The organism is Microbacterium meiriae (assembly GCF_040686935.1).
In the GTDB taxonomy this organism is placed as follows: domain Bacteria; phylum Actinomycetota; class Actinomycetes; order Actinomycetales; family Microbacteriaceae; genus Microbacterium; species Microbacterium meiriae.
On the sequence record NZ_JBFBMF010000005.1, the window covers coordinates 116,626 to 131,917 of the forward strand.

Genomic DNA, 15,292 nt, shown 5'->3' on the forward strand with positions numbered 1-15,292 from the left:
AGGGACTCCGGCCAGCCATGCGACCTCGGTGCGAAACTGCGACCTTGCGCGGCGGGAAGCGGGGGTCAGTCGAGGAGGGTGCCGGCGGCGTGAGCGCGGAACAGGGAGGACGCGGCCTCTTCGTCGCCGGCGTCCAGCGTGTCGAGCAGGCCCTTGTGCCAGTCCGCGACCTCGTGCCAGTCCCCCGTGAAGGTGGGGTCGCCGAGCACGTGCATGACGCGCAGGCTCGGCTCCAGGAGGTCCCACATGCGCGGGAGGTACACGTTGCCGCTGGCCTCGATCACCGCACGGTGGAAGGTGAAGTCGAGCTCGCGGAACCGGGCGAGGTCTTCCGCCTCGGCCGCCTCGTGCATCTGCGCGATGAGGCCGACGAGCTCGGCCCGGCGGGCGGGGTCGAGCGCTCCGCAGGCCAGCCGTCCCGCCAGCCCCTCCAGCTCGACGCGGGCGACCTTGGCCTGCGCCGCCTCCTCCGCGGAGTAGCTCGCGACGAAGTTGCCCTGATGCCGCACGTGCGACACGAGACCCTCGTGGGCGAGCCGCTTGAGGGCGTCGCGCACGGGCGCCTGGCTCACCTGCATCTGCCGGGCGAGCTGCGACTCCACGAGCTGCTCGCCGGGAGCCAGCGTGGAGTCCTTGATCATCGCCTTGATGAGCGCGTAGATCTGATCAGACAGCAGTCCGCGCTGCAGTCCGGCCGTGCCGAGAGCATCCGTCATGACCATCAGTCTACGTCCATTATCGACTATCGCTAATGGACGCGGCCGTGCGCCAGGCATCCGCGATGAGGGCGGATCCGCGGGGCGTCGGGTGCACCCCGTCCGGCGCGAGCTCGACGACCGGATGCTCCTCCGCGGCCGCCGTGAAGACATCGTGCAGGGGCACGAACGCCGCCCCGTATTCCGCGGCGAGAGCCCGCACCGCCGCCCGTTTCCCGTCGAGGTCGTCGAGCCACGCGCGCTGTTCCTCCGTCACCGGGAGGAAGTACGGCTCCATGAGGATCAGCCGCGGGGCGTGCGTCGCCACCGCTCGGGCGAGGAGGTCGCCGAGCGTCGCTTCGAAGTCCTCGGCCGGGGTCGGGTCGTCGCTGTCGAAGCGTCGCCACATGTCGTTCACGCCGACGTACACGGTCAGCAGCTCCGGAGCGGTCGGCATCAGCTCCGCGTCCCACCGGGCTGCGAGGTCGCGGGCGCGGTCCCCGGCGATCCCGAGGTTGCGGACCGTGGCTCCCGCCGCTTGCAGCTCGGGCGCGAGGAGCGAGACGTAGCCGTCGCCGAAGGACTCCGGATCGGAGCGATCGCGCCCCGCGTCGGTGATCGAGTCTCCGATGAAGATCACCCGCATCGTGGCACGTCCTGTTCGTCGTTCTTGAGCTTGGGTCGCACCGAGATCGGGAGCTCGACGCTCGCGCCAGCGTACGTCACGGTGAGCGTGTGGTGCGGGCGCACCTTGCTGCTGTCGAAGCCGCTGACCATGTCGGCCGCCACCTGCTGCGTGGTGTGGGACCCGTCGCTCCAGTCCACCCCCAGCAGCATGCCGGTCACGTCGAGCTCCTCGCCGCGCACGTAGCGGGTCTTCGGGTCGGCCTCGGGGGCCCAGCAGATGCCGGTCACCGTCGCGGGCGGCGGCGTCGGCCGCACGGCCAGGGTGTTCGTCTTGCCGTAGTGGTAGACGTTGAAGAAGCCGTCGGCACCGATGCGGAGGTTCTCCCTGGCGTCGACCATGTTCCACACGGTCACGTCGTCGACCCGGAGCACGATGCGGGTGCCACCGTCCTCGGCGACGGCACCGAACTCGATGCGGTGCGTGGAGCCCGGCTCGATGACCTTGTTGGGGATGCTGTCGAGCATGGTCTGGCCCGGGGTCCAGCTCTGGAACTCGATCACGTCCTCCTTGATCACCGCGAGGTAGCCGGTGTTGGAGTTCTGCCAGGCGGGGAGCCCGGTCTGATCGGAGCGCGCCTGGAAGCCGTACCAGCCGCCGTCGAAGGCGCCGAACTCCGCCTCGAACTGCAGCAGCGTGTCGCCGAAGCGTTCGGTCTCGTAGCCGTGCACGCCCTGGCCGCTGATCACGACGCCGGTGTCGTCCACGGCGATGTGGTCGGACTGACTCCAGTTCGCCCCGTCCTTCAGCTGGCCGTCGAGGCGGGTGGTCGGGTACTCGGCGTCGTCCACGGTCACGGTGACCGTGTCGCTGAGGCTCGGGTCGGCGACCGAGGTCGCGGTGATCGTCGCGGTTCCGGCCGTGACCCCCGCGATCCGGCCGCCGGAGACCGTGGCGACCTCCGGGGCATCGGTCGTCCAGGTGACCCGGGCGTCGCTGGCGTCCTCCGGGGCGACCGTGGCCGCGACCGAGCGCCGCTCCCCCACGGTCAGTCCCACGGCGTCGGCGTCCAGGCTCACGCCCGTGACCGGAACACCGGAGAGCGAGAACCCGATGTCGTCGAAGTCGAGCGAGGCGTAGTTCTCCACGTAGAACCCGACCCGACCGGCCTTGCCGGGGCCGGGGTCGGCGCCTTCCAGCGCGATCGCCCCGTTCACGGAGATCCGGATCTGCCCGTCCTGCACCGCGATGCGGACGTGCGACGTCTCCCCGGGGGTCAGGCCCTGCGCCGCCGGCACGACCTTCTCGGCGACGACCTTCCAGGCGTCGTCGAAGATCGTCCAGGTCGGACCGGCCGCGGCCTGACGGAAGCGGATGTAGCCGCCGCCCTTGCCGTTGCGGTCGTAGACGATGAGTCCCGCGTTGGCGGGGGTCGTCGCCGGGGCCGTGACGTCGAAGTCGAGCACGAACTCCGTGAAGTCCCGCGGCAGGATGCTGTTGGCGCCCTTGAGGATGCGGTACACCTTGTCGCCCGACGCATCCACCTGAATGGAGCGGTTCGGGTCGGTCGGCCAGCCGTTCGCCCCCGACTCGAAGTCGGTGAAGTGCAGCACGCCGTCGCCCTCCTCGACGATCACCTCGATGGTCGCGGTCTTGGTGGCATCGGCCTTCGCCGTCGCCGTGACCGTGGTCGTGCCGGGGCCCATGCCGAGCACCACGCCCTTGTCGTTCACGGTGGCGACGGCGGCATCGGCCGAGGCGTAGGTCACCGCGGCGTCGTCGGCGTTCCACGGCAGCGGCACGGCACGCACGCGCACCTCGTCGCCCGCGTCGATCGTGAGGGTGTCCGTGTCGAACGCGATGTCCTCGAGCGGCACGGTCTGCGGCTGCTGCGTCTGCCCGATCTCACCGTCGACGCCGATCTCGCCGAACGCGATGGCCTCGAAGCCGGGGATCTGGTCGAACACGGCCGCGTCGGCCTTCAACGTGTAGTCGCCGTTCGCGGCGTCAACGAAGCCGGGGTCGGCGTCGGCCACCCAGTTGTCCTCGTAGTTCAGGAGGTTCTTGCCGTCCTTGGCGCCGTGCTCGTTGACGCCGGCCATCCGCGCCCGGTTCGGGTTCCACACGACGTTCTCGGCGAACGTGCTGTGGTTCGGGAAGTAGTGGTCGTCCTCGAAGAAGTGCGCGAGTTCGGGGTACTTCGTCAGATACGGCGTGCCGACGAAGTCGTTGTTGTCGGCGAACACCTGCTCCCACGCGGGCATGTAGTCGCGGTCGACGACGTTGCCCTCCTGGTCGCCCATCCACTGCTCGTAGTTGTCGTACGGGGCGTACGCGTCGACGAAGACGTTGTTGCGCGCCTCGATGTAGTCGGCCGAGCCGCTCTTGATCGCGCCGTTGCCCATGTTCACGAACACGTTCTTCTCGATCGTGAGGTCCCACGTGAAGTTGTCGGCGTAGATGCCCTCGACGCCCGCCATGCCGACGCCGATGTCGTGGAAGTAGTTCTCCCGGAACACGTGCCCGCGCTGCTGCGGGGTCTTGCCGGAGTTCATGTAGATCGCACCGAGGTCGTGGAACTGCTTGCAGACGTCGTACACCTCGTTGCGCTCGAACAGGTGATCGTTGCCGTGCACGATGATCCCGGGGTGGGGAGCGTCGTGGATCTCGTTGTCCCTGGCGATGTTGCCGACGCCGTCGAACATCACACCGGGGTTGTAGGCCTTGTGGTAGTAGGCGAAGTCGGCGATCTCGGAATTCTCGACCCGGTTGCGGCCGGGTTCGAGCGTCGTCTTGTCGCCGCCCTGGAGCACCACGCCGACGCCGCCGACGTGCGTGAGCCGGCTGTCGGTGACGGCGTGGTCGCGGCCGCCGCGGTTCACCGGGATGCCGTCGTAGGTGTAGCGACCGGGCGAGTTGATGAGCACGCCGCCGTCGGTGAAGTTGCGGATGTCGCTGTGCGAGATCGTCACGTGCGAGCCCCCGAGGATCACGGCGGCCGTCGCGCGTCCGTACTCCATCACGAGGTCGTCGAAGTTCACATATGAGGCGCCGTCGGCGCGCAGCATCGGCTCGTCGAGCGTCGTCACGGTCACGGCGCCGCGACCCGACGTGAACGCGGCGTTGGGGATGAGGTACAGCTTCCCGGCGTCGCGGTCGATGTAGTACTCGCCGGGGGCGTCGAGCTCCTCCAGCAGGTTCTGCGCGAAGTGGAAGTCCGGGAACCAGCTCTTCATGATCCCGGACATCTCGCCGTAGCGGAGGGTGATGGTCTTCGCCTCGGTGTCGATGCTCTCGATCTTGTTGTACGACCACTCCCAGCTGTAGCCGAAGATGCCGTCCAGCCACACGTCCTCGGCCTGGGTCCAGTACTTCGGGCGGTCGTAGCCGTAGCTGAACGTGCCGCCGCGCTCCTGCAGGTCGGCGTCGTTGCGGTCCGGCCCGGCGTCGACGATATCGCCCATCTGCACGGTCGGGGTGGCCGCGTCGACGTTGGGCCACCGCGCGAGCGTCATGCCCTGGCCGTCGATGAACAGCTCCATGGGCGGCGTGGTGCTGACGTCGTTGGCCTTCCAGTAGCCGTGGCGGCTGAGCTGGCCGTAGTCGGTGATGCCGAGGTCGGCGAGGTCGATCCCGACCACGCGATCGCGGGCAGCCGGGTCGATGATGCGGTCGGTCACCGCCGCGTCGTCGACCGCGGCGAACTGGTCGCGCGGCAGCTCGCGACCGCCGGTGAGGGTGGCGGTCTCCCCGGGGTACGAGCGGTAGGTGATGGGGGCGTCCGCGGTCCCCGAGTCCTGCGCGCCGATCTCGAACGACGCCGAGCGGGGGTACGTGCCCTCTCGGAGGTACACCGTGAGGCCGTCGTCCGGCAGGGCGGAATCCGCCTTGAGCGCGCGGATCCGGTCGCGGGCGCCTTCCAGCGTCGCGAGGGGGTCATCGATCGTGCCGGAGGCCGTGTCGTCACCTCCCGGCGCGAGGTAGAGGGCGTCGTCGTCCGCGGCCGCAGCCGCCGACGGGATCGCCGCGCCGAGGGCGGATCCGAACACCGCCGCCAGGGTCAGGCTTGCCAGTACACGCTTCATCGCGTCTCCGAACTGTCGCTTCCCGCACGGCCGATGCGCGCGGCGCCGCGGGAGCGGCTGCTCCGACCGTAGCCAATCGATAATCGACTAGCAAGGATCGATACCGATCGTTTCGGATCGGCGGACTCAGGTCGCCTAATGCGCCCGGGCCGCGAGGAGGGAGGTCGGGATGTGTCCGATCGCGAGGATCACCGCGGCGAGCGCGATCCACGGGTTCTGCAGCCAAGCCGCTGTGCCGAGGAAGGCGGCCACCGGCGCGAGGGCCATCGGCACCGGGATGCCGAAGACGGTGTCGAACAGCGCCGACGCGGGCCGGCCGCGACGGAGGTAGCGGATCCAGAGGACCCAGTAGGCGAGGACGCTCACACCCACCGGCACCGCCCACCCCCACGCGATCGGGCCGGCCGCCGTGATCGCAGGGACCGTCATGCAGAGCGCCTGCCCTGCCCTCTCGAACACGAGGAGCACACGGGGCACCGCCGGGCTCTCAAGCTTCGGCCTCGGCGGGAAGGGGATCAGCAGCAGGTTCGGCAGGAAGATCGCGAGACTCACCGCCAGGCCGAGCAGTGAGAACCCCATGTCGTGATCGTACCGACGGCGCCGTCCGGGTGAATCAGTTCACAAATTAAACACTTTCCACCACTTTCTGACTATTGCGCTCTCCAGTTGACGTCGCCGTAATCTGCCGGAAATACTGAGGAAGCCCGAGACCGCACCGCGAGAGTGCGGACACATCACCCCAGGCCAAGGATGACCTAGATGACAGAACAGACCATTTCCTCACAGATAGGAACAGGTCGCCGGCCCCGTCGCCTCTCGGACGGGATGTTCGCGCTCCTCCTCACGGCTCCCGGCCTCGCGCTCCTCGCCGCCGTGGTCGTGTACCCGCTGATCACGGCCCTCATCACCGCGTTCTACAAGCAGAGCCTCGTCGAGCCCGGTCGCGAGTTCGTGGGCTTCCAGAACATCGTCGACGTGCTCACCGGCGAGTTCTTCCCGCTCCTCACCCAGACGCTCGTCTTCACCCTCGGCACGACCATCGCGCCGTTCGTGATCGGCTTCGGCCTCGCCCTCGCCCTGAACACGCACATCCGCGGCGCCAAGGTGCTCCGCGGCCTCATGCTCATCCCGTGGCTGATCCCCGGCGTGGTCGTCTCGTTCCTGTGGATGTGGATCTTCAACGCCAACTACGGCGTGCTCAACGCGGCCCTGGAGACCGTCGGCCTCATCGACTCCCCCCAGGCGTGGCTCGCGAATCCCACCACCGCCATGATCGCCGTGATCGTCGCGAAGACGTGGCAGTCGTTCCCCTGGATGATGGTCATGCTCCTCGCCGGCCTGCAGACCGTGCCGATCGAGCTGCATGAGGCCGCCGAGATCGACGGCGCCGGCACCATCCGCCGTTTCTTCTCCATCACGGTCCCGCAGATGAGCGGCATCATCGGCCTCGTGATCCTGCTGGAGTTCATCTGGAACTTCCAGCACTTCGACATCATCTACGTCCTCACCGGCGGCGGTCCCGCCGGCTCCACCCAGACGTTCGCGACCGCGGTGTACGAGACCGCGTTCGACGGCTTCGACCTCGGCCACGCCGGGGCGATCGGCCTGCTCTGGATGATCCTGCTGATGGCGCTCGTCGTCGTCTACGTCCGTCTGTCCGAGAAGGGAGAGAAGCGATGACCGCCGTGCTGACCGAAGAGACGGTGGCCGCCGTCTCCGCCCCGCCCGCCGCGCCCCGCCGTCGGCGCCACCGCGCCGACCGCCGTGCCTCCACCGTGAGCGCCTGGATCGCCGTCGTCGTGTTCGGCGGGTTCGCCCTGCTGCCCGTGTACTGGCTGCTCGCGACCTCGCTGACCCCGCGTACCGAGGTGTTCAGCTACCCGCCGAAGCTGTTCCCCACCGAGATCACGTTCGAGGCCTACGCCGCCCTCGCGAACAATCCGGCTCTGTTCGGCTACCTCCGCAACAGCATCGTCGTGTCCGTCATCACCGCGATCCTCTCGGTGCTGGTGTCGGCGTACATGGGCTACGCGTTCTCGAAGTTCCGCTATCGCGGCCGCCGCAGCCTCATGTACTTCGTGCTGGCGTCGCAGATGTTCCCGCAGGCGCTGCTGCTCATCACCCTCTATGCGGTGTTCTCGGCATACGGCCTGCTCAACACCTACACGGCGCTCGTGCTGTCGTTCACGACGTTCACGCTGCCGCTGTGCGTGTGGATGCTGAAAGGCTTCTTCGACACGATCCCGGACGAGCTCATCGAGGCCGCCCGCGTCGACGGGGCCTCCCGCATGCGCATCATCCACTCCATCGTGCTGCCGCTGGCCGCGCCCGGCCTCATCGCCGCGGGGTTGTTCGCGTTCGTCCGCGGCTGGAACGACTTCATCTTCGCCCTCACCCTCGCCGGGCCCGACAAGCAGACCCTGCCACCCGGACTCGTCAACACGTTCATCGGCGAGGCGTCCACCGCCTGGCCGGAGCTCATGGCGGCTTCGCTGGTGGTCTCGCTCCCCGTGGCCATCGCGTTCATCGCCCTGCAGCGCTTCCTCGTCGGCGGTCTCACCGCCGGCGCGGTCAAGGGCTGACCCGCACCACCCCCTCATCCCAAGTCCCTCGAAGAAGAGAGAGCACCCCCATGTCCGAGAACACCACCGTCTCCCGTCGCCAGCTGCTCCAGTTCGCCGGGCTCGGCGCCGCCGGCCTCCTTCTCGCCGGCTGCATGCCGAGCGGCGGAGGCAGCGGCAGCCCGTCCTCCTCCCCCGGTTCCGGCCTCGGCGCCGGGAAGTTCACCGCGACCGACTTCTCGTTCTCGAGCTGGTCGCTCACGGAGGAAGCGGCCGCCCCGGCGACGCGCGCCCTGCTCGACGGCTACAAGAAGACCAACGAGGTCGGCATCACCGAGGTCTCCTTCCCCTACAACGAGTACTTCAAGCAGCTCATGCTCCAGGTGCGCGGCGGGCAGTTCACCGGCGCCGCGCACGTCGACGTCGCCTGGCTCGCCTCGCTGGCCGCGCTCGGCAAGCTGGAGGACGTCTCGGCGCTCACGAAGGGCCGCGGCTACACCGCGTCGAGCCTGGACGCGACCCAGCTCGACGGGAAGCAGTACGCGTTCCCGTGGACCATCGGCGCGATCGGCCTCATCACCAACTCCGAGCTGCTGAAGAAGGCGGGGATCTCCACGTTCCCGACCACCGTCGACGACTTCGAGGCGGCGCTGAAGAAGCTCAAGGCCCTCGGCGGCGGCCTCATCCCCTACGCCGCCTCGACCAAGGCCGCCCAGCTCAAGGACGTCCTCATCTGGATGCAGACGTTCGGCAGCGACCTCGTCAAGGACGGGAAGGTCACGATCGGCGACGACGCCAGCATCGAGGCGGTCACCTGGTACAAGTCGCTCTACGACCAGGGGCTCATCGCCGCCGACGTCGACCGCTTCGACGCCCGCTCGCTGTTCTCCCAGGGCCGCGCCGCCATCTACGACGACGCCCCCGTCGGCCGCGCGTCCGTCACTAAGGACTCGCCGGATCCCGACCTCGCCTCCAAGCTCGTGCCCGAGTCCCGCCCGGTGCTGAAGAAGGGCGACACCCCGCGCGCCCTCGTCTGGGGTGGCGCGATCGCCATCGTCGGCGGCGGCTCCGGCGACAGCACCCGCACGGCCGCGGACTTCGGCCAGTGGGCCACGAGCGACCTGAAGGCGGTGCTCGGCGACTACGAGCTGCGCGGCCTGCCGCCTGTGACCGAGGAGGCGCAGGCCTCGAAGGAGGTGGCGTCCGACGCGTTCGGCTCGCGCTTCGCCGAGAAGATCACGGCGACCGCGACCACCAACCCGTTCTGGCAGTATCCGCAGTACGCCCAGATCGAGACCGTGATCGCCGACCGCGTGCAGGCCGTCCTCGTGGGTCAGCAGAGCGCCAAGGACGCCATGGCGCAGGCCGGCGACCAGGCGCAGAAGCTGCTGGGCTGAGGAGCATCGCCATGACCCTCCGCTGGAAGGCCGGCGCCACAGCTGCCGCCGCCCTCACCGCACTCGTCCTCACCGCGCCGGCTCCGGCCGCCGCCGCGACCCCCGACGTCGAGACCGTGCCCGTCACGGTCGACAGCTCCAATCAGTCCGGCTGGTGGAACCCGCTCGTCGTCGACGGCGACGAGACGTACTTCGCCTACAACGTGCCCGGCTCGGCGGCGACCAAGCACCAGGTGAACCTGGCCGTCCGCGCCGCCGACGGCACGTGGACCTCCGGCTGCCTGCGGCTGGCCTCCGGGGCCTGCGCGGAGTACCTCGACGACAACGGCCACAACCAGCCGTCCATCGCGATCGACGGCGACGGCTACATCCATGCGTTCGTCTCGATGCACCATGAACCGTGGAAGTACTTCCGCTCCACCGTGCCCTACGACGCGACCTCGCTCGTCGACGTGAGCGCCGAGATGCCCGACGCCGGCGCCGCGATCTCCTACCCGGTCACCGCGCAGGGCGCCGACGGCGACATCTGGCTCATGGTGCGGGTGGGCGCCGACCCGCAGGCCCGCCGCGACGGGGTGCTGTACCACTACGACCCCGCTGCCGGGACGTGGAGCCGGGAGACCACGATCGCCGCGGCCGTGAACCACTCCTTCTACCCGGACGACCTCGAGGTCGACGCGGACGGCAAGGTGCACGTGCTGTGGGAGTGGGGTCCGTGGCCCGCCGATCCCTACCGTCACCTCGGTTCGTACGCGGTGTACGACCCGGCCACGGGCGGCTTCCGCGACGTCGCCGGGCAGGCGCTGCCGACCCCGATCCGCCCGGACACCCCCGGCGCCGTCGTGTGGCGCGGCTACGAGCCCGGCGAGACCATCGGCGACGCCGTGCCGGCAGTGCAGACCGCGAAGATGGCCCTCGCCGACGGCGAGCTCGTGGGCGTGACCTACCGGTACGCGGATGAGACGGAGAACGCCTTCGACGTGCGATGGGCGACCTGGACCGGCTCGGCCTGGACGAGTGAGACCCTCGTGGACACGGACGCCCTGGGTGGCGGCGTGCAGACCATCGCCGCCCTCGACACGACGACCGCGGGCGGTGAGACCCGCGTCTACGCCGTGGTGTCGGTGCAGGACTGCGGCATCACCCGCAGTCAGACGGTGCTGCTCACCGCCGGAGCCTCCGGATGGACCGCCGACACCGTGGGCGACCCCGTCGTGGGCCAGCAGCGGCTCCGCGCGGCGACCCGTGCCGACGGCACCGACGTGGTCTACCTCAGCGCCCCCGCTGTTCCCGGCGGCGGGACGCTGCGGCACGCCGAGATCCCGCGCGACGGCCAGGCCGGCACCACCAGCCTCTCCGCCATCGTCGCCTCCCTCCGGGGCGACGCCGGCGGCGAGAACCTGGCGCTCGGCGGCACCGCGACCGCCTCGTCCCAGCTCCGCGCCGACACCGGCCCGGAGAAGGCCATCGACGGCGGGTGCACGGATGCGAGCCGGTGGATCTCGGCGGCCTCCGACACCCAGCCGACCATCACGGTGGCGTGGGACGAGGCCGCGCCGCTCGACGTCGTCCGGGTGCGCAGCGGCTACACCGTCGGGCCGCCGCAGACGTCGGTGCTGCGCGACTTCACCGTGCAGCTCCGGACCGCCGGCGGCTGGGTCACTGTCGGCACCATCACCGGCAACACGAAGACGACGGTCGTCGTCGACGCCCAGGGACGGACCGCCGACGCCGTGCGACTCCTCATCACCGACCCGTCCGACTCCGCCACCGACGTCGCCCGCGTCTACGAGATCGAAGCGATCGCCGCGCGCTGAGCGGCACCACCACCCCTCCCGAAAGGAACCCATCCCCATGCGCACCCAGACCGTCGAAGCCGACATCATCGTCGTCGGCGGCGGCCTCGCCGGAGTGAGCGCCGCCGTCGCGGCCGCCCGCCTCGGCCGACGTACCGTGCTGATCAACAACCGGCCGGTACTCGGCGGCAACTCCTCGTCGGAGGTGAGGGTCTGGGTGTGCGGAGCGACCGCCCACGGCAACCAGCGGTGGGCGCGGGAGACCGGGATCATCGGCGAGATGTACCGGGAGAACCAGTTCCGCAACCCCGAGGGCAACCCCGTGTACTGGGACGACGTGGTGCTCGACATCGTGCGCCGCGAGCCCAACCTCACGCTGTTCCTCAACACGGAGGTACTCGAGGCCGAGGCCACCGGACCCGACGACACCCGTCGGGTCCGGTCGGTCACCGGCTGGACGATGGGCTCCGAGATCCGCACGGTCTTCCGCGGGCCCCTCTTCCTGGACTGCACGGGCGACGGGCTGGTCGGCCGTCTCGTCGGCGCCCGGCACCGGCTGGGCAAGGAGAGCCGCAGCGAGTTCGGTGAGGACTGGGCGCCCGAGCAGCCCGTGCGCGAGTTCCTCGGCTCGACGCTCCTCTTCTACACGAAGGATCTCGGGCACCCGGTGAAGTACGTCGCGCCGGAGAGCGCGAAGGACATCTCGACCACCCCGATCCCCTCGTCGCGCATCATCCGCAGCGGCGACAGCGGCGCGCACTACTGGTGGATCGAGTGGGGCGGCACGCTCGACATCGTCGACGACAACGAGGCGATCCGCGATGAGCTGCGGGCGGTGATCCTCGGCATCTGGGACCACATCAAGAACTCCGGCGAGTTCGACGCCGACAACCTGACACTGGAATGGATCGGCAACATCCCCGGCAAGCGCGAGTATCGGCGCTTCATCGGCGACTACACGCTGCGCCAGCAGGACATCCTGGAGCAGACGTCGTTCGACGACGGCATCGCGTTCGGCGGCTGGTCCATCGACCTGCATCCCGCCGAGGGCATGTATGCGACGGGGGCGGGCGCGGTGCAGCGCTTCTCGGACGGCGTCTTCGAGATCCCGTTCCGCTCGCTGTACTCCGTCAACGTCGACAACCTGCTCATGGCGGGCCGCGACATCTCGGCCACGCACATCGCCTTCGGTGCCGCCAGGGTGATGGCGACATGCGCGGCGATGGGCGAGGCCGCGGGCACCGCCGCCGCCCTCTGCTACGCCCACGACGCCACGCCCCGGGAGCTGTACGAGAACCACCGTGCGGAACTCCGGCAGACGCTGCTGCGCGCCGACGCCTCCCTCATCGGAGTCGCGAACGAGGATCCCTCCGACCTCGCCCGCACCGCCGCCGTCACCGCGTCCAGCACCCTGCGCACGATCGGCACCCCGGCGAGCACGGTGGCCGCGGCGACCCCGCACACCCTGACGGACGACCTCGGCATCGTCGTCCCCGTGCACCCGCGCCTCGACACCACCGAGCTCCTGCTCAGCGCCGAGGCCGACACGCAGGTCACGGTGGAGGTCTGGTCCACGGGCCGGCCGCAGAACATCGTGCCCGCGATGCTCGAGCACCGCACGGTGATCGACGTCCCCGCCGGTGGTCCGTCCTGGGTGCGGGCGGAGACACCTTTCGCGCCGGAGGACCCGCAGAACGCGATCATCGTGCTCCGCGCGAACCCGCAGGTGCACGTGCAGCTCGCCTCCGAGCTGCCGCCAGGGGTGCTCACCCTCGTGCACCGCGTCGACAACGACGACCGCAACGTGCAGGTCGACCGCGACGGCCTCCTCGTGCAGTGGCCGACCAAGCCGCTGCGCGGCCGGGTGCCCGCGTTCCGCACGGCCCCGGACTCCGAGGCCGTCGCGCCGGAGCGCGCCGTCTCCGGCTACAACCGTCCGTTCGGCGGACCGCACCTGTGGGCGTCCGCCCCGGAGGCGGAGGGCCCGCAGTGGCTGCGCCTGGACTGGGAGCAGCCGGTCACGGCATCCGAGATCCGTCTCGTGTTCGACGACGACGTGGACCTGGAGCTCAACACCCTGCATCACCACCGCAGCCCCGACGAGGTGTTGCCCCAGCTCGTGCGCGACTACCGGGTCGAGGTGCAGCCGGAGGGCTCGGACGAGTGGCGCACCGTGGCCGAGGAGCGCGACAACCGCCATCGCCTGCGGGTGCATCCGCTGCCGGCGGACCTCGGCGCCTTCACGGCCGCCCGCCTCGTGGTGGAGCGGACGAACGGCGTCGCGGAGGCACGCGTGATCGCGTTCCGAGTGCAATCGTGACGGAGGGCGCTAACGTGAAGGGCATCCGTCGTCCCGGCGGAGACCGTCGTCCCTCCAGGAGGCCGCAGGTGACCACCTCGCCCGGCGGCCGCGTGCTCCCCGTCGCGCGGGCCACCCGCACGGGGCTCATCGCGCTCGCGGTGCCGCATCTGGAGGAGCCGTACTTCGCGGAGCTCGGCTCGCGCATCGTCCGCGGTGCCGACGACCGGGGCCTGGCGGTGCTCATCGTGCAGACCGAGGGCGACCACGGCCGCGAGATCGACGTCGCCAACGGCGTCGGCCTGCCACCCATCGACGGGCTCATCCACATCCCGCGCTCGCTCACGGTCGCCGACCTCACGCGCCGCACCTCCCCCGGGCCGCTCGTGCTGCTCGGCGAGCACATCCAGGTGAGCCCGTTCACGCACGTGACGATCGACAACCGGGCGGCCGCCTACACCGCCACGGAGCACCTGCTCGCGGTCGGCTGCCGCCGCATCGCCTTCGTCGGTCGCCGCGATGCCCGCCCGTCGGACGCCGCCGACCGTCGGCATGCCGGATACCTGGAGGCGCTGGCCGCCGCCGGAATCCCCGCCGATCCCGCACTCACGGCGCAGGTCGACGCCTTCACGGCCGAGGAGGGTGAGCGCGTGGCGGGCGCCATGGCCGCCGCGGTCCCCGACCTCGACGGCATCGTCTGCTCGAACGACTCCGTTGCCCTCGGCGCCCTGGCCGCCCTTCAGGCCCAGGGACGGAACGTGCCGGGAGACGTCGCCGTCGTCGGCATCGACGACATCCGCGCCGCACGCTTCGCCGTCCCCGCCCTCAGCACCATCGCCCCCGACCACGCCCGCCTCGTGGACGCCGCGTTCACCGAGCTGGAACGGCAGATCGCCGCGCCCCCGGGAGCCGATCTCCCGGTGCGGCACGTGACGGTCGGCGCCCGGCTGATCCCGCGGGCGAGCACGGCCCGATGACGGCGGCGGACTCAGTCCGCGAGGACCGTCGCGAGCGCACGTTCGTCGCCGCCGTCGCGCGGCGCGACGTGCAGGGTACCGACGTGGGCGGCGAGCAGCTCCCGCGCGGAGTCGTCGAGGCCGTCGTCGGTGATGAGGCGGTCGATGTCGCTGAGGTCGGCGACGGTCGTGAGTCCGACCACGCCCCAGCGGCTGTGCTCCGCGAGGACGACGACCTCCCGCCCCGCAGCCATGAGCGCCCGGTTGGTCTCGGCCTCCAGCAGGTTCATGGTCGTGATGCCGGCCTGCTCGTCGAGGCCGTGGGCGTCGAGGAACACGAGGTCGCAGTGCAGATGCTCGAGGGCGCGGACGGCGACCGGCCCGACGAGCGCCTGCGAGGGCGTGCGCACGCCCCCGGTGAGCACGACCGTCTGCGTGTACGGAGCGTCCGCGCGGTCCGGCGGCGAGAACAGGTCGGAGACCGGCAGTGCGTTCGTGACGACCGTGAGCTCCGGGACGCGCACGAGCTCCCGCGCGAGCGCCAGCGCCGTGGGTCCGCCGGAGATGCCGACGGCCATGCCCGGCTCGACGAGGTCCGCAGCCGCCGTGACGATCGCCCGTCGTTCGGCCGAGGCCGCGGGAGCCGGAGCCAGGCGCTGATGACCTCGCGCCCGCACGCCGCCGCGGATGCGCTCGACCGCACCCTCTTCGGCCAGCTGATCGATGTCGCGCCGCACCGTCATCTCGCTCACCTGCAGCGTCGCCGCGAGCTCGACGATGGAGGCGGTACCGCGATCGCGGGTCAGGGCGAGGATGCGCTCGCGGCGTTCCGTGACCAGCACGCGGTCTCCTTCCGATGGAGCCTCCAGTCTGCCACG

The 15,292-nt window shown here is 70.3% G+C and carries 11 protein-coding genes; 6 read left to right on the forward strand and 5 right to left on the reverse strand.

Going from position 1 to position 15,292, the window contains the following annotated elements; genetic code table 11:
* Positions 1–65: 65 nt before the first annotated feature.
* The 4 genes from AB0P08_RS15995 to AB0P08_RS16010 form a co-directional block, all read right to left on the reverse strand.
* Complete coding sequence (locus AB0P08_RS15995; RefSeq protein WP_136051814.1) at positions 66–716, reverse strand: GntR family transcriptional regulator; 651 nt, start codon at positions 714–716, stop codon at positions 66–68.
* Positions 717–735: 19 nt separating this feature from the next.
* On the reverse strand, positions 736–1,341 hold the full coding sequence (locus AB0P08_RS16000) for an SGNH/GDSL hydrolase family protein (protein WP_363590508.1): 606 nt from the start codon (positions 1,339–1,341) through the stop codon (positions 736–738).
* Complete coding sequence (locus AB0P08_RS16005; protein ID WP_363590509.1) at positions 1,332–5,405, reverse strand: Ig-like domain-containing protein; 4,074 nt, start codon at positions 5,403–5,405, stop codon at positions 1,332–1,334. Before AB0P08_RS16005 ends, AB0P08_RS16000 begins: the two co-directional genes overlap by 10 nt.
* A gap of 135 nt (positions 5,406–5,540) precedes the next feature.
* Positions 5,541–5,984 carry a hypothetical protein gene (locus tag AB0P08_RS16010; protein ID WP_363590510.1) on the reverse strand — a complete coding sequence of 148 codons (444 nt, stop codon included), beginning with the start codon at positions 5,982–5,984 and terminating at the stop codon, positions 5,541–5,543.
* 246 nt (positions 5,985–6,230) lie between these two features.
* Between AB0P08_RS16010 and AB0P08_RS16015 the strand changes: the two genes are divergently transcribed.
* The 6 genes from AB0P08_RS16015 (at position 6,231) to AB0P08_RS16040 (ending at position 14,435) form a co-directional block, all read left to right on the forward strand.
* Positions 6,231–7,085 (forward strand): carbohydrate ABC transporter permease, encoded by an 855-nt coding sequence (locus AB0P08_RS16015; RefSeq protein WP_363590511.1) that lies wholly within the window; start codon positions 6,231–6,233, stop codon positions 7,083–7,085.
* A complete protein-coding gene (locus tag AB0P08_RS16020) occupies positions 7,082–7,987 on the forward strand; it encodes a carbohydrate ABC transporter permease (RefSeq protein ID WP_101848185.1) in 906 nt (301 codons plus the stop codon). Before AB0P08_RS16015 ends, AB0P08_RS16020 begins: the two co-directional genes overlap by 4 nt.
* A 50-nt stretch (positions 7,988–8,037) precedes the next feature.
* Positions 8,038–9,363: an extracellular solute-binding protein gene (locus tag AB0P08_RS16025; protein WP_363590512.1), complete on the forward strand. Its 1,326-nt coding sequence runs from the start codon at positions 8,038–8,040 to the stop codon at positions 9,361–9,363.
* A gap of 11 nt (positions 9,364–9,374) precedes the next feature.
* Positions 9,375–11,180: a BNR-4 repeat-containing protein gene (locus tag AB0P08_RS16030; RefSeq protein WP_363590513.1), complete on the forward strand. Its 1,806-nt coding sequence runs from the start codon at positions 9,375–9,377 to the stop codon at positions 11,178–11,180.
* A 37-nt stretch (positions 11,181–11,217) separates the two neighbouring features.
* Entirely contained in the window at positions 11,218–13,479 is a 2,262-nt protein-coding gene (locus tag AB0P08_RS16035; RefSeq protein WP_363590514.1) for an FAD-dependent oxidoreductase, read from the forward strand.
* Positions 13,480–13,547: 68 nt separating this feature from the next.
* A complete protein-coding gene (locus AB0P08_RS16040; protein WP_268777049.1) occupies positions 13,548–14,435 on the forward strand; it encodes a LacI family DNA-binding transcriptional regulator in 888 nt (295 codons plus the stop codon).
* Positions 14,436–14,446: 11 nt separating this feature from the next.
* Here the strand turns inward: AB0P08_RS16040 and AB0P08_RS16045 are convergent, their stop codons facing one another.
* Entirely contained in the window at positions 14,447–15,256 is an 810-nt protein-coding gene (locus tag AB0P08_RS16045) for a DeoR/GlpR family DNA-binding transcription regulator (RefSeq protein ID WP_363590515.1), read from the reverse strand.
* Positions 15,257–15,292: the final 36 nt, after the last annotated feature.

Coding starts and splice junctions, on each gene's coding strand:
- AB0P08_RS15995 (WP_136051814.1), bottom strand. CDS start 716: ATGACGGATGCTCTCGGCACGGCCGGACTGCAGCGCGGACTGCTGTCT.
- AB0P08_RS16000 (WP_363590508.1), bottom strand. CDS start 1,341: ATGCGGGTGATCTTCATCGGAGACTCGATCACCGACGCGGGGCGCGAT.
- AB0P08_RS16005 (WP_363590509.1), bottom strand. CDS start 5,405: ATGAAGCGTGTACTGGCAAGCCTGACCCTGGCGGCGGTGTTCGGATCC.
- AB0P08_RS16010 (WP_363590510.1), bottom strand. CDS start 5,984: ATGGGGTTCTCACTGCTCGGCCTGGCGGTGAGTCTCGCGATCTTCCTG.
- AB0P08_RS16015 (WP_363590511.1), top strand. CDS start 6,231: ATGTTCGCGCTCCTCCTCACGGCTCCCGGCCTCGCGCTCCTCGCCGCC.
- AB0P08_RS16020 (WP_101848185.1), top strand. CDS start 7,082: ATGACCGCCGTGCTGACCGAAGAGACGGTGGCCGCCGTCTCCGCCCCG.
- AB0P08_RS16025 (WP_363590512.1), top strand. CDS start 8,038: ATGTCCGAGAACACCACCGTCTCCCGTCGCCAGCTGCTCCAGTTCGCC.
- AB0P08_RS16030 (WP_363590513.1), top strand. CDS start 9,375: ATGACCCTCCGCTGGAAGGCCGGCGCCACAGCTGCCGCCGCCCTCACC.
- AB0P08_RS16035 (WP_363590514.1), top strand. CDS start 11,218: ATGCGCACCCAGACCGTCGAAGCCGACATCATCGTCGTCGGCGGCGGC.